Source organism: Clostridium sp. CM042 (assembly GCF_055080995.1).
In genome coordinates, this window is record NZ_CM143646.1 from 2797693 (window position 1) to 2812743 (window position 15051).

A 15051-nucleotide genomic window follows, 5' to 3' on the forward strand; every position below is an offset into this window, starting at 1 on the left:
CGGTAGAGATATCGAGTACCTATGAGTTAATTAAAATTGTTAAGGAGGGAAGTAAAGTGCCGAGAAAAGGATATATTGCAAAAAGAGATGTATTACCAGATCCTATGTACAACAGCAAAGTCGTTACAAAGTTAATTAACAATGTAATGGAGGATGGTAAAAGAGGAGTAGCACAAAAAATATGCTATGAGGCTTTTGACATAATCAAAGAAAAAACAGGTAAAGAACCTTTAGAGGTTTTTGAAGAAGCGTTAAATAATGTTATGCCATTACTTGAGGTAAAAGCTAGAAGAATAGGTGGAGCTAATTATCAAGTGCCTATCGAGGTTAGACCTGAGAGAAGACAGACATTAGGACTAAGATGGTTGCTTATTGCTGCAGATAATAGAGGAGAGAAGTATGCAAGAGAAAAACTTGCTAACGAATTGCTCGAAGCTGCAAACAATACTGGAGCAGCAGTAAAGAAGAGAGAAGATATTCATAAAATGGCTGAAGCTAACAAGGCTTTTGCTCATTACAGGTATTAATATTAAAACTGTTTTGGCTTTGCCAAGACAGTTTTGTCAAATTTAAAATCACTCGTTGACAGGAGGGGCAAATAGTGGATAGAGAATATTCTTTAGAAAAATTCCGTAATATAGGTATTATGGCTCATATTGATGCTGGTAAAACAACAACAACTGAGCGTATATTATTCTATACAGGAAAAACACATAAGATTGGTGAGGTTCATGATGGCGGAGCTACTATGGACTGGATGGTACAAGAACAGGAAAGAGGTATAACAATAACTTCTGCGGCTACAACTTGTTTCTGGAAGGGTTATAACATAAATATCATTGATACACCAGGGCACGTAGATTTCACAGTTGAAGTTGAAAGATCTTTAAGAGTACTTGATGGTGCAGTTTCTGTATTCTGTGCAAAAGGCGGAGTAGAACCACAATCTGAAACAGTATGGAGACAAGCAACTAAATATAAGGTACCAAGAATGGCATATGTTAATAAAATGGATATAATGGGTGCAGACTTCTATCACGTTGTAGACATGATGAGAGAAAGACTTCATGCTAATGCAGTTCCAATACAGCTTCCAATAGGTAAAGAAGAAGCATTCCTAGGTATTATAGATTTAGTTAGAAATGTTGCAGAAGTCTATAAAGATGATTTAGGAACACAAATAGAAGAAATAGAAATTCCAGAAGATATGAAATCATTAGCAGAAGAATACAGAGCAGCTATGGTTGAAGCGATAGCTGAACTAGATGAAGAGCTTATGATGAAATATCTTGATGGTGAAGAAATAAGTGAAGAAGAATTAAAAGCAGCATTACGAAAAGGTGTAATTAAGAATGAAATAGTACCTGTAATTTGTGGTTCTTCATATAAAAATAAAGGCGTTCAAATGATGATAGATGCTGTTATAGAATACATGCCGTCACCACTTGACATACCAGCTACCAAAGGACAAGATGTTGATACTGGTGAAGAAATGGAAAGACTCCCAAGTGATGATGAGCCAATGGCAGCATTAGCGTTTAAAATAGCTACAGATCCCTTTGTTGGCAGACTTGCGTTTACAAGAGTTTACTCGGGCGTAATGAAAACTGGTACATATGTATTAAATGCTAACAAAGGTAAAAAAGAAAGAGTTGGTAGACTAGTTAAAATGCATGCTAATCACAGAGAAGAAGTTGAAGAATTACGTTCAGGAGAATTAGGTGCAGTAATTGGACTCAAAAATACAACTACTGGAGAAACTTTATGTGATGAAGATCATCCAATATTATTTGAAACCATGGACTTCCCAGATCCAGTTATTCATGTAGCTATCGAACCAAAAACAAAAGCTGGTCAGGAAAGAATGGGTATGTCTCTTGCAAAGCTTTCTGAAGAAGATCCTACTTTTCAAACTTATACTGATCAAGAAACAGGTCAAACAATAATTGGTGGTATGGGCGAGCTTCATCTAGAAATTATTGTTGATAGACTTCAAAGAGAATTTAAAGTTGAATGTAATGTAGGAAAACCACAAGTAGCTTATAAAGAAACAATACGAAAAGCAGTTAAGGCAGAAGGTAAATTCATTAAACAATCAGGTGGACGTGGACAATACGGTCACTGTTGGATAGAGTTAATACCAACTACTGAACCTTACTCATTTGAAAATTGTACGGTTGGTGGATCTATTCCAAGAGAATTTATAGCTCCAATTGAGAACGGAATTAAAGAAGCATCAAAAAATGGTATTCTTGGTGGATACCCAGTTCTTAACTTTAAAGTTAAAGTAGTTGATGGATCATACCATGATGTTGACTCAAACGAAATGGCATTTAAGGTTGCTGGTTCAATGGCATTCAAGAACGGTATGGCAAAAGCAGATCCAGTTTTGCTTGAACCAATAATGAAGGTCGAAGTAACAGTACCAGAAGAGTACATGGGAGACGTTATGGGAGACATTAATTCAAGAAGAGGTAGAATAGAAGGAATGGAAGCTCAAGCAGGCGCTCAAGTAATTAGAGCTATGGTTGCATTATCAGAAATGTTTGGATATGCTACGACACTTAGATCGAGAACTCAGGGTAGAGGAGTATACAGTATGGAATTTGCTGCATATGAACCAGTTCCAAAGGGTATTCAAGAACAAGTTATAGGAAGTAAATAACAAGTAAAATATGAGATAATATGCAAATATAAGGAGGAATACAAAATGGCAAAGGCAAAGTTTGAAAGAAGTAAACCACACGTAAACATTGGAACAATAGGGCACGTAGATCACGGTAAGACAACATTAACAGCTGCAATAACAGCGGTACTCTCAACTAAAGGTTTAGCAGAAGTATCTAGGTTTGACCAAATAGACAAAGCACCTGAGGAAAGAGAAAGAGGAATTACAATAAACACATCACATGTTGAGTATCAAACAGAAAGCAGACATTATGCACATGTTGATTGCCCAGGACATGCGGATTATGTAAAGAACATGATTACAGGCGCAGCACAAATGGATGGAGCGATTCTAGTTGTTAGTGCAGCAGATGGTCCAATGCCTCAAACAAGAGAGCATATACTATTAGCAAGCAGAGTTGGAGTAGGATATATAGTAGTATTCTTAAACAAAGCAGATATGGTAGATGATCCAGAGTTATTAGAACTCGTTGAAATGGAAGTAAGAGAATTATTAAGTGAGTATGACTTCCCAGGTGACGACATTCCAGTAGTAACAGGTTCAGCTTTAAAAGCATTAGAAAACCCAACTGATGCAGAAGCATCAAAATGCATAGATGAATTAATGGAAGCAGTAGATAGCTATATTCCAACACCAACAAGAGCAACAGATAAATCATTTTTAATGCCAGTAGAAGATGTATTCACAATCACAGGTAGAGGAACAGTTGCTACAGGAAGAGTTGAAGCTGGAATACTTAAGGTTGGAGAAGAAGTCGAAATAGTAGGACTCAGCGAAGAGAAAAGAAAAGTTGTATGTACAGGAGTTGAAATGTTTAGAAAACTTCTAGATCAAGCAATGGCTGGAGACAACATCGGAGCATTACTAAGAGGAGTACAAAGAGCAGATATTCAAAGAGGTCAAGTACTTTCTAAACCAGGTTCAATACATCCACATGATAAATTTGTAGGTCAAGTATATGTACTTAAAAAAGAAGAAGGCGGAAGACATACCCCATTCTTCGACGGATATAGACCACAATTTTATTTCAGAACAACTGATGTAACAGGATCAATAAAATTACCAGACGGAATGGAAATGGTAATGCCAGGAGATCACATAGACATGAATGTTGAACTAATCACTCAAGTAGCAATGGATGAGGGATTAAGATTCGCAATCAGAGAAGGTGGAAGAACAGTAGGTTCAGGAGTTGTTACTTCAATAGTTAAATAAGAATTTACAATGTATTTATAACCATCAATTGATGAATTTCAATAATAATAAAAGCTTTTATTATTAAGGAGAAGAGGACGCTCTTCTCCTTTTAAATACAATAAAACTTTTGTATAAATATAAGCAGAAACAACAAATATAAAAATTATGAAATAATAGTGAAAAAATACTTGTCAAAGCAAAAGAAGTGTTGTATACTTTAGAAGTTGTATTGTGGTAACAGTGATGAGGTAAGAGGTTGCCGGACTTCCGGGTAATTCTTCACCGAGCATGTCCTGATCTTGAATCGGACGACGGGGTTCCTACGATTGTTTCATGCATTTATTGAATGAAACACCCGGAGCAGTTTACAGAACATCCGCTGTTGCACGTAAGAAGTAGAGCGTGCGATGAAAAGGAGGAAATAATAATGATAAAACAAAAAATCAGAATTAGATTAAAGGCTTTTGATCACAACATATTAGATCAATCAGCTGAGAAAATTGTTCAAACAGCTAAAAGTACAGGAGCTAAAGTAGCTGGTCCAGTACCACTACCTACAGAAAAAGATGTAATTACAGTATTGAGAGCTCCACATAAGTATAAAGATTCAAGAGAACAATTTGAAATAAGAACGCATAAGAGACTAATAGATATAATTAGTCCATCACCTAAAACTGTTGATGCCTTAATGAGATTAGACTTACCAGCTGGTGTTGATATCGAAATAAAACTATAAGCGTACATATAAGTGCGATGAAGCGTATAAGTGTAATTTACTGTACGTAAGCATTAAATTAATATTACTAACTGTTATGATCACTAATGTGGTCCGCTAATAAGTAGGAGGTGTATTTTCATGAAAAAAGCAATAATGGGTAAAAAACTTGGCATGACTCAAATATTTGATGAGAATAAAAGAGTTGTTCCAGTAACAGTTGTTGAAGCAGGTCCATGTGTTGTTATTCAAAAGAAAACTATCGAAAACGATGGTTACAATGCAATTAAAGTTGGATTTGGTGACATAAGAGAAAAGTTAGTTAACAAACCAATGCAAGGACAATTTGCTAAAGCAGGAACATCTTTAAAAAGATTCGTAAAAGAATTTAGAATGGAAGATATAAGTGCTTATGAAGTAGGTCAAGAATTTAAGGCAGATATATTTGCTGCTGGAGATAAAATTGACGTATCAGGAATATCTAAGGGAAAAGGATTCCAAGGTTGTATTAAAAGATGGAATCAGCATACAGGACCAATGAGTCATGGATCTAAATTCCATAGAGCAGTTGGATCAATGGGAGCATCTTCCGATCCGTCAAAAACATTTAAAAACAAACGTATGCCAGGTCATATGGGTAATGTTAGTAGAACAGTAATAAACCTTGAAATAGTTAAAGTAATGCCTGAAAAGAACATTATATTAGTTAAAGGTGGTATACCGGGACCTAACAAAGGCACAGTTGTAATAAGAAATGCTGTTAAAGCGTAACTTTAAAGAAAGGAGGATGCAGAATGCTTACATTAGATTTATTTAGTAAAGAAGGACAAAAGGTTGGAGACATTCAATTAAATGAAAATATATTTGGAGTTGAGATCAACACAGATGCTATGCATCAAGTTGTAGTAGCACAACTTGCAAATAAAAGACAAGGAACTCAATCAGCTAAAACTAGAGCTGAAGTTCGAGGCGGTGGAATAAAGCCTTGGAGACAAAAGGGAACTGGTAGAGCAAGACAAGGTTCTATTAGAGCGCCACAATGGATACATGGTGGTATAGTATTTGCTCCAAAGCCAAGAGATTACCGTGTTTCTGTACCGAAGACAATGAGAAGAGTTGCTTTCAAATCAGCTTTATCAGCTAAAGTAGCTTCAAATGAAATGATAGTTATAGATAGCTTAGAATTTGATTCACCAAAAACTAAAGCAATGTTAGAGGTTTTAAACGCTTTTGGAACTAAGAAAACTTTAATAGTTGTTGAAAAGTCAGATGAAAATGTCTATAAATCAGCAAGAAACATACCTGGAGTACAAGTATCACCAGTAAATAATTTGAACGTTTATGACATACTAAAGTATGAAAAATTCATAGTTACAAAGGATGCTGTATCTAAAATTGAGGAGGTGTATATATAATGAAGCTAACTAGCCATGATATTATAAGAAAACCGATAATTACTGAAAAAAGTATGGCTGTAATGGCGGAAAAAAAATACACCTTTATAGTTGATATTCATGCAAATAAAACTCAAGTTAAAAAAGCGGTAGAAGAAGTATTTGGAGTTAAAGTTGAAAATGTAAGAACTCTAAGAAATATAGGTAAAACTAAAAGAGTTGGAGTTCACATTGGAAAAAGAGCTGACTTCAAAAAAGCTATTGTTACTTTAACAACAGAAAGCAAGACAATTGAGTTTTTTGATGGAATGTAATTATTAAGCAGGTATTGGCAGAGGCCAGATAAGCGATAAAGAAGGAGGAAAGTCACATGGGAATTAAGAAATTTAGACCGACCACACCTTCAAGAAGAAATATGACTATGGCTGATTTTGCAGAAATAACAACAGATAAGCCATTAAAATCACTTCTTGTAAGCACAAAAAGATCAGGTGGTAGAAATAATCAAGGTAAAATAACTGTTCGTCACCGAGGTGGTGGAGCAAAACAAAGTTACAGACTAATAGATTTCAAGAGAACTAAAGATAATATTCCAGCAAAAGTTTCTACAATTGAGTACGATCCAAATAGATCTGCTTACATAGCTCTTGTTGCATATTCTGATGGTGAAAAAAGATACATAATTGCTCCAGTTGGATTAAAAGTTGGAGATGTAATTGTATCCGGTGCTGATTCTGATATAAAAGTTGGAAATACTCTTCCAATAATTAATATACCAATAGGTTCTACGATTCATAATATAGAACTACAGGTTGGAAAAGGTGCTCAACTTGTAAGATCAGCAGGTTCTTCAGCGCAACTTATGGCTAAAGAAGGAGAATATGCTCAAGTAAGACTTCCAAGTGGCGAAGTAAGATATGTTAGAGTAAATTGTAGAGCTACTATAGGAACGGTTTCTAATGTAACTCATGGTATTGTTAACATAGGTAAAGCAGGAAGAAAAAGACACTTAGGATTTAGACCTACAGTCAGAGGTTCAGTAATGAATCCTTGCGATCATCCACATGGTGGTGGAGAAGGTAAATCGCCTATAGGTCATGCTAGTCCGATGACTCCGTGGGGTAAACCGGCACTAGGATATAAAACTAGAAAAACTAAAAAGTACTCTGACAAATTTATTGTCAAGGGAAAAAATAGAAAATAGTTTGAAGAGAATTTAAATTCTCTTTAAAACAATGGTTATGGTGTATGAAGGGAGGCCACAAAAATGAGTAGATCAGTTAAAAAAGGACCTTATGTACAAGAAGTTTTGTTAAGCAGAATTAACGAAATGAATAAAAATGGCGAGAAAAAAGTAATAAAGACTTGGTCAAGAAGTTCTACTATTTTCCCGCAAATGATAGGGCATACTATCGCAGTACATGATGGAAGAAAACATGTACCAGTTTATGTTTTAGAAGATATGGTAGGACATAAATTAGGCGAATTTGCTTTAACTAGAACATTTAAAGGACACATTGTTAGAGAAAAAACAAGCAGAGTAAAATAGTGTGGAAGGAGGAGACAATCATGGAGGCTAAAGCTATAGCTAAATATGTGAGAACGTCCTCAATGAAAATCGGGATTGTTCTTGATTTAATAAGAGATAAAAATGTAAATGAAGCTTTTGCTATATTACAATACACTCCAAAAAATGCAGCTGAAGTAGTAACTAAAGTACTAAAATCAGCTGTAGCAAATGCAGAGAACAATTTAAATTTAGATATCAATAGACTATACGTTGCTAAGGCTTATGCATGTCAGGGTCCAACACTTAAGAGATTTAGACCGCGTGCACAAGGAAGAGCTTATAGAATAAGAAAAAGATCTAGCCATATAACTATTACAGTTATGGAAAGATCATAAGAAGGAGGGTTTTAGCGTGGGACAAAAAGTACATCCACACGGCTTTAGGGTTGGTGTAATAAAAGACTGGAGTTCTAAATGGTATGCAGATAAAAAGAATTTTGCAGATAATCTTGTTGAAGATTTTAAGATTAGAGAATTCTTAAAAAGTAAACTTTACACAGCTGGGATTTCTAAAATTGAAATTGAAAGAGCTGCTAAAAGAGTTAAAATCAACATACACACTGCTAAACCAGGAATGGTTATTGGTAGAGGTGGCTCTGGAATTGAAGTTATAAAGCTAGACATGAAAAAAATCATAACAGATAAGAATGTTTTAATTAACATAGTAGAAGTAAAACAAGCTGAAAACAACGCTCAATTAATGGCTGAAAATGTTTCTTCGCAATTAGAAAAGAGAATTTCTTTTAGAAGAGCAATGAAACAAACAATTCAAAGAGCTATGAGATCTGGCGTAAAAGGTGTTAAAATTTCATGTGGAGGAAGACTTGGCGGAGCAGAAATAGCTAGGACTGAACACTATCATGAAGGTACAATACCATTACAAACATTAAGAGCTGATATAGACTATGGATTTGCAGAAGCAGATACAGTATATGGTAAAATTGGTGTAAAAGTTTGGGTATATAGAGGCGAAGTTCTTCCTACAAAGAAAATCGTTAAGGAAGAAATAAAAGCGTAGAAGTGTAAGGAAGGAGGAATAAGACATGTTAATGCCTAAGAGATCTAAACATCGTAAGGTTCAACGTGGTAGAATGAGAGGAAAAGCTACAAGAGGAAACTTTATTGCATATGGTGATTATGCATTACAAGCTATGGAATGTGGCTGGGTTAAAAGTAATCAAATAGAAGCTGCCAGAGTTGCTATCAATAGATATGTAAAAAGAGGCGGAAAGGTTTGGATAAAAATCTTCCCTGATAAGCCAGTAACTGAAAAACCGGCTGAAACTCGTATGGGTTCTGGTAAAGGATCAGTAGAATATTGGGTAGCAGTTGTTAAACCAGGTAGAGTCTTATTTGAAATTGCAGGGGTAACAGAAGAAGCTGCTAGAGAAGCAATGAGACTTGCTTCACACAAACTTCCAATTAAAACTAAGTTTGTATCTAGAAAAGATTTTGAGGAAATGGGTGGTGAAGTCATTGAAGGCTAATGAATTAAAAGAATTAAGACAAAGTAATCCTCAAGATTTGCTAGTGAAAATGTCTGATCTAAAGGCAGAATTATTTAACCTTAGATTTCAGTTAGCTACAGGGCAACTAGAAAACCCTATGAGAATTAAACAAGTGAAAAAATCTATAGCCCAAATTAAGACCATTCTTAGGCAAGAAGAAATAAAAGCTTTTGAACAGTAAAACTGAAAGGAGGTTGCTCTTGTGGAAAGAAATAATAGAAAAACAAGAACAGGTAAAGTAGTTTCTGATAAGATGGATAAGACAATAGTTGTTGCAATTGAAACAAAAGTTCGTCACCCATTATACGGAAAAATACTTAATACAACAACAAAATTTAAAGCTCATGATGAAAAGAATGAAGCTAAAATCAATGATAAAGTTACAATTATGGAAACTAGACCATTATCTAAAGATAAAAGATGGAGAATTACTGGAATAGTTGAAAAAGCTAAATAGTATTTCGGTTTAACAACTGAAAGGAGGGTATTTGATATGATACAACAGCAATCGAGATTAAAAGTTGCAGATAATTCTGGTGCAAAAGAAATTATGTGTATTAGAGTATTAGGTGGTTCCAAGAGAAAATGGGGAAACATCAGTGATACAATAGTTGCTAGCGTAAAAAGTGCAACACCAGGTGGAGTTGTTAAAAAAGGTGAAGTAGTTAAGGCAGTTATAGTTAGATCAGTAAAAGGATTAAGAAGAGCGGATGGATCATACGTCAAATTTGATGATAATGCAGCTGTTATCATAAAAGACGACAAAACCCCAAAGGGGACTCGTATATTCGGACCTGTTGCAAGGGAGTTAAGAGATAAAGACTTCAGTAAGATCTTATCATTAGCGCCTGAAGTTCTATAAGATAGGAGGTGTCTAACATGGCAGTTAAAAAAATGCACGTAAGAAAAAAAGATTCAGTAATGGTTATATCAGGTAAAGACAAAGGCAAAATAAGCGAAGTCTTAGCTGTATATCCTAAAACTGGTAAAGTTTTAGTGAAAGATGTTAGTGTAGTTACAAAACATCAAAAACCGAGCAAACAAAATATGCAAGGTGGAATAACTCACAGAGAAGCGGCTATAAATAGTTCAAAAGTTATGTTATATTGTACAAAATGCAAAAATGTAACAAGAATAAGTAGCAAAATTCTAGAAGATGGAACTAAAGTAAGAGTTTGTAAGAAATGTGGAGAAACATTTTAATTCCTGAAAGGAGGTTTAACATATGAGTTCAAGACTACAAGAAAAATATGAAAATGAAGTAGTTCAAGCGCTAATGGAAAAATTCGGTTATAAAAATATAATGGAAGTACCAAAGCTTGAAAAAATTGTTTTAAATATGGGAGTTGGAGAAGCTAAAGACAATTCTAAAGTTTTAGATGCAGCTCTTAGCGATATGCAAATTATAGCGGGTCAAAAACCAATTATAACAAGAGCAAAGAAGTCAATAGCTAACTTTAAGTTAAGAGAAAACACTCCAATAGGTTGTAAAGTTACATTAAGAAAAACTCAAATGTTCGAATTTGCAGATAAATTAATGAACGTTGCATTACCTAGAGTTAGAGATTTTAGAGGAGCTTCTTCTAAAGCATTTGACGGAAGAGGGAATTATGCTATAGGAATTAAAGAACAACTTATATTTCCTGAAGTAGAGTATGATAAAATTGATAAAATAAGAGGTATGGATATAATATTTGTTACTACAGCAAAGACAGACGAGGAAGCAAGAGAGTTATTAAGATTCCTTGGAATGCCATTTGCTCAATAATAAGGAGGGAAACATATGGCACGTAAGGCTTTAATAGAGAAATGGAAAAAAGAACCTAAATTTGCAACTAGAGCTTATACAAGATGTAGACTTTGTGGAAGACCACATTCTGTTTTACAAAAATTTGGTATATGCCGTATCTGTTTTAGAGAACTTGCACACAAGGGAGAAATTCCTGGTTGCAGAAAAGCAAGTTGGTAATTAGAACATTTTAATGAAAGGAGGCACGAAAAATGGTTATGACTGACCCAATCGCAGATTTGCTAACACGTATAAGAAATGCAAATGTTGTTAGACATGAAATAGTAGAAGTACCTTCTTCAACTATAAAGAAGGAAATTGCAAATATATTGCTTCAAGAAGGATATCTTAAAAATATTGAAGAATATAATGATGGCGTTGTTCCAATGATGAGACTTGCAATGAAGTATGGTCAAAACAAGGAAAGAGTTATCACTGGACTTAAGAGAATATCTAAGCCAGGTTTAAGAGTGTATTCTAAAAATGAGGATATTCCAAAGGTACTAAACGGATTAGGAGTTGCTATAATATCAACTTCAAAAGGTCTAGTAGCAGATAGAGATGCTAGAAAATTAGGTTTAGGCGGAGAAGTTATTTGTTACATTTGGTAATATAATAATTTTAATGCATAACAGTATTGAGTTATTATGTACATAGTAATAATAGATAATTCACAGAAAAACAAAATTGTTATGTGCCTAAAGTAATATAGAGACTAAACAATTAAGAATTGGTTAGTATTTAAAAGGAACACACGAGACGTAGCAATTAATAATTGTTATGTGTCTAAAAAGAATACAGGAGGTGTAAGTATGTCGAGAATCGGAAGACTTCCAGTAGCTATACCTAATGGAGTGACTGTTACAGTTTCACCAATGAATGTTGTAAATGTAAAAGGACCAAAAGGTGAGTTAACTCAAAACATGAGTACTAAAATGAATATAGCTATGGAAGATAATACTGTGGTAGTTACGAGACCGAGCGATGTAAAAGAACATAGAGCTCTTCATGGATTGACAAGATCATTGATAAATAATATGGTTATTGGAGTAACAGAGGGATACCAAAAAACACTTGAGTTAGTTGGTGTTGGTTACAGAGCTCAATTAAAAGGAACTAAAATAACATTAAGTCTTGGATATTCACATCCAGTTGAAATAGATGCAGTTGCAGGAATCCAATTTGAATTACCTGATGCTAACAAAATAATAGTAAAAGGTACTGATAAACAATTAGTTGGAGCTGTTGCAGCAACAATAAGAGCTTGGAGAAAACCAGAACCTTACAAAGGAAAAGGAATTAGATATTCTGACGAAATTGTCAGACGTAAGGAAGGTAAAACAGGTAAATAAAGTAGGAAGGAGTGAATGATGTGTTCAAGAAGGAAGATAGACAAAAGTCAAGAGTTAAGCGTCATCTTAGAGTTCGTAAAAAGATTTCTGGTACAGCACAAAGACCTAGATTAGCTGTATATAGAAGTGAAAAGAACATATATGCTCAAGTAATAGATGATGTTGCAAGAATCACACTAGTTTCTGCTTCAAGCGTAGATAAAGCTTTTGAACAAGAGATAGGAAGCAATAAAGATGCTGCAAAATTAGTAGGAAAAATGATTGCTGAAAGAGCGCTTGAAAAAGGAATAGAAGAAGTAGTATTTGACAGAGGCGGATATGTATACCACGGTAGAGTACAGATCCTCGCTGAGGGAGCAAGAGAAGCTGGACTTAAATTCTAAGAGAAGGAGGGAAACACATGAAAATAGATCCTAGCACATTAGATCTTAAAGAAAAAGTAGTTAATATAAACAGAGTTGCTAAGGTTGTTAAAGGTGGAAGAAACTTCAGATTCAGCGCATTAGTTGTTGTTGGAGACGAAAACGGACACGTTGGCGTTGGAATGGGTAAATCTGTAGAAATTCCTGAAGCAATTAGAAAAGGGATAGAAGATGCTAAAAAGAATTTAATAAATGTAGCTATGGTTGGAACAACTATTCCACATACTATTGATGGAAAGTTCGGTACTTCAGTTATACACATAATGCCAGGTGCTGAAGGTACAGGAATTTTAGCTGGTGGTCCAGTTAGAGCAGTTCTAGAATTATCAGGATTAAAGGATGTTAGAGCTAAATCTTTAGGCTCTAGTAATGCAAGAAATGTGGTTAATGCTACTATCGAAGGTTTAGCAGGTTTAAGAACAGTAGAAGATGTTGCTAAATTAAGAGGCAAGACTGTAGAAGAAATTTTAAGATAGGAGGGGAAAACCTTGGCTAAAGTTAAAATAACATTGATTAAAAGCTTAATAGGTAGAAAGAAAGAACACATAGCTACAGTTAATGCTTTAGGATTAAGAAAAATAAGAAATAGTGTTGAGCACGAGGAAACTCCTCAGATCAAAGGTATGATTAACAAAATTATATATCTAGTAAAAGTAGAGCAAGTATAAAAAAGAGGAGGTGTTGACATGAAACTTCAAGAGTTAAGACCTGCAGAAGGTTCCAAAAAATCTCCTAAGAGAATCGGTAGAGGTACTGGTTCAGGATGGGGAAAAACTGCGGGAAGAGGTCAAGATGGACAAAACTCCAGATCAGGTGGAGGAACAAGACCAGGATTTGAAGGAGGTCAGATGCCTTTATACAGAAGATTGCCTAAAAGAGGGTTCACAAATATTTTTGCGAAAAAATATTCTTGTATAAATGTAGATAGACTGAATATGTTTGAAGATGGTACAGAAGTTACAACAGAATTGCTATTAGAGAGAAGAGTCATAAGAAAAGTATATGACGGAGTTAAGATACTTGGAAATGGTGATTTAGAAAAGAAATTAACTGTAAAAGTATCAAGATTCTCTAAAGGAGCAGCTGAGAAAATTGAAACAGCTGGAGGAAAAGTTGAGGTGATATAAATGTTATCAACCCTACGTAATGCCTGGAAAATTCCTGATTTAAAAAAGCGTATGATATTCACGCTACTTATGGTTGCAATTATGCGGATGGGTATTTTCATTCCTGTCCCTGGTGTAGATGCTAGCAAACTTGTAGACTTAACTAGTAATGGTGGAACATTAATTAGTTTTTATGATTTAATGTCAGGTGGTGCATTAAGTAAATTTAGTATTTTTGCTATGGGTGTTGGTCCATACATAACCTCATCAATTATAATGCAGTTACTTGTAATAGCAATTCCGTATTTAGAGCAACTTTCTAAAGAAGGGCTTGAAGGACGTAAGAGAATACAAGATCTTACTAGATATGTTTCAATAGTGCTGGGGGCTATACAGGCCTTCGGTATGTATGCAATTATTGCAGGTACTGGAGCATTCACAGATACATCTAGTTTAGCCATATTTTTAGTGATACTAACGATGACTACTGCATCAACATTTTTGGTGTGGATAGGTGAACAAATCACAGGTAAAGGTATAGGTAATGGTATTTCATTAATAATTTTTATTAATATGGTATCTGGATTACCTTCAACAGTGTATAAAATTGCTGAACTTCAGAAGGCAGGCACTGTAAATTTTGTAGAGGTTATAATGTTTATTGTAGTTGCTATAGCATTATTAGTTGCAGTAGTAATAGCAAGTTTAGGGGAAAGAAGAATTCCGGTTCAATATGCTGGAAAAGCTATTGGAAACAAGGTTTTTAAAGGACAATCAACACATATTCCAATTGGTGTAACTGCATCTGGAGTTATCGGTATAATTTTTGCAATGTCAGTAATGACATTCCCAGAAACAATAGCACAGATTAAACCGACATCTTCAATTGCAAAATTCATTGTAGGAAGTCCTTGGAGCATATTTGAAAGAAACAGTTGGAAATATTCCTTGGTGTATTTTGTATTAATAGTATTCTTTACATGGTTTTATACTCAGGTAACATTTAAACCAGATGAAATGGCTGAAAATATGCATAAATCATCAGGTTTCATACCAGGGATTAGACCGGGAGAGAATACAGCAACGTATATCGATAAGGTATTGACTAAGGTTTCGATACTTGGAGGAACTTTTGCCGCTGTTATAGCAATATTTCCTATTTTTATAGAGGGATATACTCACTTTAAGGGAATATATTTTGGAGGTACAATGTTATTAATTATGGTGAATGTTGCTCTTGAAACTTTAAGACAACTTGAATCACAATTAGTAATGCGACATTACCAAGGATTCCTTAAATAAATTATTAC

The 15051-nt window shown here is 34.6% G+C and carries 25 protein-coding genes; all 25 read left to right on the forward strand.

The genetic code is table 11. The features are described from left to right. Positions 1 to 56 precede the first annotated feature (56 nt). The 25 genes from rpsG to secY all read left to right on the forward strand — a co-directional run bounded on the left by rpsG (position 57) and on the right by secY (position 15043). Complete coding sequence (rpsG, locus tag ACWJJ7_RS13360; RefSeq protein ID WP_165414408.1) at positions 57 to 527, forward strand: 30S ribosomal protein S7; 471 nt, start codon at positions 57 to 59, stop codon at positions 525 to 527. Between the two features lie 74 nt (positions 528 to 601). Beyond that, the gene (gene fusA / locus ACWJJ7_RS13365) at positions 602 to 2665 is read left to right on the forward strand and encodes an elongation factor G (protein ID WP_462962522.1); all 2064 of its coding nucleotides are present in this window, start codon (positions 602 to 604) and stop codon (positions 2663 to 2665) included. Positions 2666 to 2710: 45 nt separating this feature from the next. Further along, positions 2711 to 3904 carry an elongation factor Tu gene (gene tuf / locus ACWJJ7_RS13370; RefSeq protein ID WP_462962513.1) on the forward strand — a complete coding sequence of 398 codons (1194 nt, stop codon included), beginning with the start codon at positions 2711 to 2713 and terminating at the stop codon, positions 3902 to 3904. A gap of 409 nt (positions 3905 to 4313) precedes the next feature. Continuing rightward, a complete protein-coding gene (rpsJ, locus tag ACWJJ7_RS13375; protein WP_071614633.1) occupies positions 4314 to 4622 on the forward strand; it encodes a 30S ribosomal protein S10 in 309 nt (102 codons plus the stop codon). Positions 4623 to 4742: 120 nt separating this feature from the next. After that, positions 4743 to 5372 (forward strand): 50S ribosomal protein L3, encoded by a 630-nt coding sequence (gene rplC / locus ACWJJ7_RS13380; protein ID WP_165414236.1) that lies wholly within the window; start codon positions 4743 to 4745, stop codon positions 5370 to 5372. Positions 5373 to 5395: 23 nt separating this feature from the next. Next, complete coding sequence (gene rplD / locus ACWJJ7_RS13385; RefSeq protein ID WP_462962523.1) at positions 5396 to 6016, forward strand: 50S ribosomal protein L4; 621 nt, start codon at positions 5396 to 5398, stop codon at positions 6014 to 6016. Beyond that, on the forward strand, positions 6016 to 6309 hold the full coding sequence (gene rplW, locus ACWJJ7_RS13390) for a 50S ribosomal protein L23 (protein ID WP_165414238.1): 294 nt from the start codon (positions 6016 to 6018) through the stop codon (positions 6307 to 6309). The genes rplD and rplW overlap by 1 nt, the downstream gene beginning before the upstream one ends. A gap of 56 nt (positions 6310 to 6365) precedes the next feature. Further along, a complete protein-coding gene (gene rplB, locus ACWJJ7_RS13395; RefSeq protein ID WP_462962524.1) occupies positions 6366 to 7199 on the forward strand; it encodes a 50S ribosomal protein L2 in 834 nt (277 codons plus the stop codon). 63 nt (positions 7200 to 7262) lie between these two features. Then, complete coding sequence (gene rpsS, locus ACWJJ7_RS13400) at positions 7263 to 7544, forward strand: 30S ribosomal protein S19 (RefSeq protein WP_462954934.1); 282 nt, start codon at positions 7263 to 7265, stop codon at positions 7542 to 7544. A 20-nt stretch (positions 7545 to 7564) separates the two neighbouring features. After that, positions 7565 to 7900, forward strand: a complete 336-nt coding sequence (gene rplV, locus ACWJJ7_RS13405) for a 50S ribosomal protein L22 (protein WP_462962525.1) — start codon at positions 7565 to 7567, stop codon at positions 7898 to 7900. Positions 7901 to 7916: 16 nt separating this feature from the next. Continuing rightward, positions 7917 to 8582, forward strand: coding sequence for a 30S ribosomal protein S3 (gene rpsC, locus ACWJJ7_RS13410; protein ID WP_462962526.1), 666 nt, complete (start codon positions 7917 to 7919; stop codon positions 8580 to 8582). Positions 8583 to 8607: 25 nt separating this feature from the next. Beyond that, complete coding sequence (gene rplP / locus ACWJJ7_RS13415) at positions 8608 to 9051, forward strand: 50S ribosomal protein L16 (protein WP_462962527.1); 444 nt, start codon at positions 8608 to 8610, stop codon at positions 9049 to 9051. Beyond that, the gene (gene rpmC, locus ACWJJ7_RS13420; RefSeq protein ID WP_165414244.1) at positions 9041 to 9253 is read left to right on the forward strand and encodes a 50S ribosomal protein L29; all 213 of its coding nucleotides are present in this window, start codon (positions 9041 to 9043) and stop codon (positions 9251 to 9253) included. The genes rplP and rpmC overlap by 11 nt, the downstream gene beginning before the upstream one ends. A 21-nt stretch (positions 9254 to 9274) precedes the next feature. After that, a complete protein-coding gene (gene rpsQ, locus ACWJJ7_RS13425) occupies positions 9275 to 9529 on the forward strand; it encodes a 30S ribosomal protein S17 (RefSeq protein WP_165414245.1) in 255 nt (84 codons plus the stop codon). A 36-nt stretch (positions 9530 to 9565) separates the two neighbouring features. Beyond that, the gene (rplN, locus tag ACWJJ7_RS13430) at positions 9566 to 9934 is read left to right on the forward strand and encodes a 50S ribosomal protein L14 (RefSeq protein ID WP_165414246.1); all 369 of its coding nucleotides are present in this window, start codon (positions 9566 to 9568) and stop codon (positions 9932 to 9934) included. A 17-nt stretch (positions 9935 to 9951) separates the two neighbouring features. Then, positions 9952 to 10275 carry a 50S ribosomal protein L24 gene (rplX, locus tag ACWJJ7_RS13435; protein WP_462962528.1) on the forward strand — a complete coding sequence of 108 codons (324 nt, stop codon included), beginning with the start codon at positions 9952 to 9954 and terminating at the stop codon, positions 10273 to 10275. Positions 10276 to 10297: 22 nt separating this feature from the next. After that, the gene (gene rplE / locus ACWJJ7_RS13440) at positions 10298 to 10840 is read left to right on the forward strand and encodes a 50S ribosomal protein L5 (protein ID WP_462962529.1); all 543 of its coding nucleotides are present in this window, start codon (positions 10298 to 10300) and stop codon (positions 10838 to 10840) included. A gap of 15 nt (positions 10841 to 10855) precedes the next feature. Next, positions 10856 to 11041, forward strand: a complete 186-nt coding sequence (locus ACWJJ7_RS13445; RefSeq protein WP_462962530.1) for a type Z 30S ribosomal protein S14 — start codon at positions 10856 to 10858, stop codon at positions 11039 to 11041. A 32-nt stretch (positions 11042 to 11073) separates the two neighbouring features. Next, positions 11074 to 11472 (forward strand): 30S ribosomal protein S8, encoded by a 399-nt coding sequence (rpsH, locus tag ACWJJ7_RS13450; RefSeq protein WP_125002884.1) that lies wholly within the window; start codon positions 11074 to 11076, stop codon positions 11470 to 11472. Between the two features lie 201 nt (positions 11473 to 11673). Further along, the gene (gene rplF, locus ACWJJ7_RS13455) at positions 11674 to 12213 is read left to right on the forward strand and encodes a 50S ribosomal protein L6 (protein ID WP_462962531.1); all 540 of its coding nucleotides are present in this window, start codon (positions 11674 to 11676) and stop codon (positions 12211 to 12213) included. A gap of 20 nt (positions 12214 to 12233) precedes the next feature. Further along, the gene (rplR, locus tag ACWJJ7_RS13460; RefSeq protein WP_462962532.1) at positions 12234 to 12596 is read left to right on the forward strand and encodes a 50S ribosomal protein L18; all 363 of its coding nucleotides are present in this window, start codon (positions 12234 to 12236) and stop codon (positions 12594 to 12596) included. A 17-nt stretch (positions 12597 to 12613) separates the two neighbouring features. Beyond that, complete coding sequence (rpsE, locus tag ACWJJ7_RS13465; protein ID WP_165414252.1) at positions 12614 to 13111, forward strand: 30S ribosomal protein S5; 498 nt, start codon at positions 12614 to 12616, stop codon at positions 13109 to 13111. Between the two features lie 12 nt (positions 13112 to 13123). Beyond that, positions 13124 to 13303 carry a 50S ribosomal protein L30 gene (gene rpmD, locus ACWJJ7_RS13470; protein ID WP_462962533.1) on the forward strand — a complete coding sequence of 60 codons (180 nt, stop codon included), beginning with the start codon at positions 13124 to 13126 and terminating at the stop codon, positions 13301 to 13303. A gap of 18 nt (positions 13304 to 13321) precedes the next feature. Beyond that, positions 13322 to 13762, forward strand: coding sequence for a 50S ribosomal protein L15 (gene rplO / locus ACWJJ7_RS13475; RefSeq protein WP_462962534.1), 441 nt, complete (start codon positions 13322 to 13324; stop codon positions 13760 to 13762). Then, on the forward strand, positions 13763 to 15043 hold the full coding sequence (gene secY, locus ACWJJ7_RS13480) for a preprotein translocase subunit SecY (RefSeq protein WP_462962535.1): 1281 nt from the start codon (positions 13763 to 13765) through the stop codon (positions 15041 to 15043). Positions 15044 to 15051 lie beyond the last annotated feature (8 nt).